Raw genomic sequence first — 4,385 nt, 5'->3', positions numbered from 1 at the left:
AGATTGTGATAACATTGTCTCTGCAATTTAATTATTATTTTTAAAAAATATCTCCAATTTTTTTTGAGCTAAAACTATACGTACTTTTATAAGTTAACGGCTTTGTGAAACTCAAAAGCAGTATTTATTATAAAATCTCTGTGAGCTTAGTGTTCAAATTCTATTATAGTTAGTTTACTTCTAAACAAAACTGCTCTCCGAAAATTTCAAAGAGCAGTTTCAAAACAAGATTAGAAAATTAAAAGATCGTAACCTTCATTTCTCAAATTTAGGTGACTCGGCAAACCAGGCGTTCCCGGAACCTCATTATCGTTCAATAACTCATACCCTGAAACTTCCGTTCCAAATACCGCCACACAACCTTTAGAAAGACCGTGAACATAATCCTTTACCTCGTTGTAAAGTCCGTGAACTGGGTGATCTGCCTTTTCCAAATATTCCGGCCATCTGATTCCCGTTCCCTGAAAAATAATTTTCACATCTTCACCTGCGTGCTTGAATTCGTAAGCCGAAGCCAAAGCATTGAACACTCTTCCCAAAGCTTCCTCCGAACCAGATTTTGGATCAGAAAGAATAATAATTGCTGTTTTTTTCATGGTATAAAAATTTAATTTACACTGCAAAGATGTGGGAATAACAGTCGCTAAAGAATGGATGATTTTCACTTTGTAATGGAGATTTTTTGAATTGGTTTTGACAAAGCTTATCCAATAGAAAAAGCGAACTGTAATTAAAAAGTTCGCTTATTTGGTTACCAAATAAAAAGTTCAAGTTCATTATGAACCAGGCTTTACAAAAGTTTGCCAACCTTTCATCGTTTCGATAAATCTTTCACTCAGTCCACCTTCACGAAGAAAATCAGCCGTCACAGGCAATGGTGGACTGTCATAAAACGGATTTGCTTTTACCTGAAGAGGAAAATCTCTTTGTAAAATTCCTGCTCGTGCTATCAAAACAAAATCGCAACCTTCATCAAGCAATTCTCCGGCTCTTTGGGCGCTCATTATTTTTCCTGCTGCTCCTAAACGAACACCTTTTCGGGGAAGCTCTGTAAAAACGCTCAACATAGTTTTCCCCTGAAAACTTCCTTCCCTTACAAGCTGCGCCGAATCCCAAAGTGCCAAATCCAGATAATCAATGAGTTCTTTATCAAAAATTTCAGCGGTTATTTCACATAATTCTTCCAAACGTAATCCATATCGCTCAATCGATAGACGCCATCCAATTTGAAAATCATTTCCACAAGCTTTTCGAATTCCTTCAATCACTTCTATCGTAAAACGAGCTCTATTTTCTACACTTCCTCCATATTTATCAGTTCTGTCATTTAGATTTGGTGAAAGAAATTCAGATAAAATCCAACCGAAAGCTCCGTGAACAGAAACTCCATCAAATCCTGCCAATTGTGCTCTTTTCGCTGCTTCAATAAAACTGTCACGAATTCTTTCCACTTCTTCAGTTGATATTGCTTTGATATCCTTTAATGTCTTACTTGATGCAGGAGCAGGAATTCCTCCTAAAGAAGGAACGGCTCTGTGACCTGCGTGATGCAATTGTACAGCAGATAATGCACCGCCTTCACGAATTGTCGTTGCCATTTTCGTCAATCCTGGCAAATGTTTATCACTATGGATTCCCAACTGTCGTTCAAAAGCAATAGCTCCGGCTTCTACCGTAGATGCACTAGTTTGAATTAGTCCATAACCACTTTGTGCCAGTTGTTCCATCCAGAATTGGTCGTATTTTGAAGCTGTACCATCAAAATCACTTTGCTGGCTGGTCAACGGTGCCATCATAAAACGGTTTCTCATCGGAGAACCGTGCAGTAAAGTGATTGGTTTAAATAAATCAGAAACAGACATTTGTATAATTTTTTTGGTTTAACATATCAATTTTTGTCTGTTGCAAAGTTGGAGTTTTAGATTATTGATAAAAATGGATGTTTTTGCTTTAATAATGGATGTTTTTTATGATTTACTTTGTTTGTTAGTTTAATTTTATTCCTAATAATAGGTCTTGTTAAGTAAAGAAAAACTAAATTAGTCTTGCAAAGAAATTGTATGCCTAAAAACGATTCAATAATATTAAACACAATGGATTACAGCAGTGGGATTGCTGTTGGTATTTGGGATGAATCTACACCAGGTATTATAAAAGCACTTGATCCCCACAGGCACGACCATTTTACTTGTATGCTAATTGAAAATGGTCAGCTTCAAGTTGTATTTGATTTTAAGCATTTAACAATACCTGCAGGCACATTATTTGTCTCTGCTCCTGGACAGGTTCATCAGATTCTTGAGACTTGTGGTACAAATGGTTATTATCTGTCTTTTGAGAGTCGTCATATTGGAGAAGCTACGCAGATAAATTTAGATAATTTCTTAGAGGGAACATTGCAAATATCTTTATCTCTAAATGAGCACAATTGGTTTAGAACAATTTTTGACTCAATGATAAAAGTACAGCATCTTAATGATAGTGCTTACAGACAAGTTGAAGAACCATTGCTTTCAGCTCTGATTGAACAGGCTGTTTTATGCTACGAACGTCAATCATTAATTGGTTCTGAAATTATAAGTCTGCGCTCTATTAGTCTCACAAAGGAATTCAGGAATCTTGTTAAAGAATATTTTCGAATTATAAAGCGTCCATTTGAATATGCAGAAAAGCTTAATATTACTGTTGCACATCTAAGCGATACAGTAAAAAAAGTGACTGGATCATCAGCTTCTGAACTGATTCAAAAGGAAGTGATGAACGAAGCGCTAAGATTGCTTTATTATACGGAACTAAGCGTCAAAGAAATTTCTTATCAGCTCGGATATCAGGATACAAAATATTTCATTAGGCTGTTCACTAAAAAAGCAGGTTGCTCGCCAAGTGGATATCGCCACCAGTATGCTAAAAAATCAAGCCCAACTTAAGAACATTAATACTATTCCTTCTTTTGTCCACCTTTTACCTTAATCCGTGAGTGGTGCAATATTATTCAATTGCTCAATTTTGTAAGACAAAAAATTTACTTCTAAAGAAAATTTAAGTCTTATGATTGCACAGAATTTTGTTGAACGCTCAGTATTCTCATTGTCAAAAACTCCCGAGGGAATTGTCGATTCTTTTATTTCTCATATGAATTCATTTAACAAGGAGACTATGCTCAGCTTCTATGAGGAAGACGCAATCTTTATTAATAATAATGGTGACCCTCGGAGAGGAAGATTAGAGATTGCGAGCGAATTGGACTGCTTCTTTAAATTCGGATTACCACTTAAAGTTACCACAAGAAATATTAATGTAGCAGGTAATTTAGCATCTTTAATCTTGGATTGGAGTATAGCAGGTATCGCGAGCAATGGTGAAAAAGTATGTTTACGAGGAACGTCTAATGATTATGCTAAAAGGGGAGCAGACGGATATTGGAGATATTGGTTTGAAAATCCCTTTGGTGTTCACGTACGCAGCTTATTTTAAAAAAAATTATATTATAAAATAAATCAGATATGAAAATTTTAGTAGTAGGAGGTACAGGTCTAACAGGGAGACTTGTAACTAAAAAATTAGAAAAACTTGGTCATAAAGTGGTAACTGGTTCGCCATCACAAGGTGTAGATATCCTTACTGGTGAAGGACTTCAGGACGCATTGACCGGAACTGAAATAGTAATTGACCTGTCAAATTCATCTTCTCCCGAAGGAGAAAATGCGCTTCGATTTTTTGAGACTGCGGGAAAGAATCTTGTCAAAGCAGAATTGAATACTAGTGTAAAGCACCATATCGTTCTATCAATTGTAGGAACAGATGATGCATTGGAAATCGGTTATCTTAGAGCAAAGAAACTTCAGGAGGATACTATTAAAAACTCGGGTATACCTTACACTATAATTAGGTCTACACAATTTTACGACCATGTGGAAGCAATCATCCAGGTTCAGGGAGAAGGAGATAAAGTTTTTGTTTCGAACTTAGACTATCAGCCGATTGCACTTGAAGATGTTACCGATTTCATCGTAAAATTTTCCTTGGAAGAACCTAAAAATGGTACTATGGAAATTGCAGGACCAAGACGTGGTAAAATGGAGGATTTTGTCTCTGAGTATATTGAAATTACAGATCAGGATAAAAAAGTGATTACAGACAATGAAAGTAAGTATATGCATTTTGTTGTTCCTACTTCACTTCTAGTGCCTGCTGGTCAGTACTCCGCGGGTAAGGTACTCTTTGAGAATTGGGCACTTGAAACATTTAAAAGCTAAATCTTTAAGTATATACTTTTGCTTTCGATAATTCTAAAATTTACGTGCAGATCTAGTTGGTCTGCATTTTTATGAAAAATATTTTTTAGGAAATTTTGATTAATCTAAGAGCCTGTTTAAATTTTATTG

5 protein-coding genes are annotated in these 4,385 nt (G+C 35.7%); 3 read left to right on the top strand and 2 right to left on the bottom strand.

Features of this window, described 5'->3' with window-relative positions; genetic code table 11:
• Window positions 1-230: 230 nt before the first annotated feature.
• Together OEW74_RS19400 and OEW74_RS19395 are read right to left on the bottom strand one after the other, a co-directional pair.
• Entirely contained in the window at window positions 231-596 is a 366-nt protein-coding gene (locus OEW74_RS19400; protein ID WP_265430051.1) for a DsrE family protein, read from the bottom strand.
• A gap of 180 nt (window positions 597-776) precedes the next feature.
• Window positions 777-1,862: an NADH:flavin oxidoreductase gene (locus OEW74_RS19395; protein ID WP_265430050.1), complete on the bottom strand. Its 1,086-nt coding sequence runs from the start codon at window positions 1,860-1,862 to the stop codon at window positions 777-779.
• Between the two features lie 198 nt (window positions 1,863-2,060).
• On the opposite strand from OEW74_RS19395, the gene OEW74_RS19390 reads away from it, so the two are divergent.
• From OEW74_RS19390 to OEW74_RS19380, 3 genes are all read left to right on the top strand, one after another.
• Window positions 2,061-2,927 carry a helix-turn-helix domain-containing protein gene (locus OEW74_RS19390; RefSeq protein ID WP_265430049.1) on the top strand — a complete coding sequence of 289 codons (867 nt, stop codon included), beginning with the start codon at window positions 2,061-2,063 and terminating at the stop codon, window positions 2,925-2,927.
• 121 nt (window positions 2,928-3,048) lie between these two features.
• Window positions 3,049-3,474 (top strand): YybH family protein, encoded by a 426-nt coding sequence (locus tag OEW74_RS19385; protein WP_416207918.1) that lies wholly within the window; start codon window positions 3,049-3,051, stop codon window positions 3,472-3,474.
• Between the two features lie 29 nt (window positions 3,475-3,503).
• A complete protein-coding gene (locus OEW74_RS19380) occupies window positions 3,504-4,256 on the top strand; it encodes an SDR family oxidoreductase (protein ID WP_265430047.1) in 753 nt (250 codons plus the stop codon).
• The last annotated feature ends 129 nt before the right edge of the window (window positions 4,257-4,385 follow it).

The sequence above is a fragment of the Chryseobacterium sp. YIM B08800 genome (genome assembly GCF_026163565.1).
Classification (GTDB): Bacteria; Bacteroidota; Bacteroidia; order Flavobacteriales; family Weeksellaceae; genus Chryseobacterium.
The sequence above is the reverse complement of the archived record's forward strand: the minus strand, read 5'-3'. Positions and strand labels throughout refer to the sequence as shown.

Coding starts and splice junctions, on each gene's coding strand:
- OEW74_RS19400 (WP_265430051.1), bottom strand. CDS start 596: ATGAAAAAAACAGCAATTATTATTCTTTCTGATCCAAAATCTGGTTCG.
- OEW74_RS19395 (WP_265430050.1), bottom strand. CDS start 1,862: ATGTCTGTTTCTGATTTATTTAAACCAATCACTTTACTGCACGGTTCT.
- OEW74_RS19390 (WP_265430049.1), top strand. CDS start 2,061: ATGCCTAAAAACGATTCAATAATATTAAACACAATGGATTACAGCAGT.
- OEW74_RS19385 (WP_416207918.1), top strand. CDS start 3,049: ATGATTGCACAGAATTTTGTTGAACGCTCAGTATTCTCATTGTCAAAA.
- OEW74_RS19380 (WP_265430047.1), top strand. CDS start 3,504: ATGAAAATTTTAGTAGTAGGAGGTACAGGTCTAACAGGGAGACTTGTA.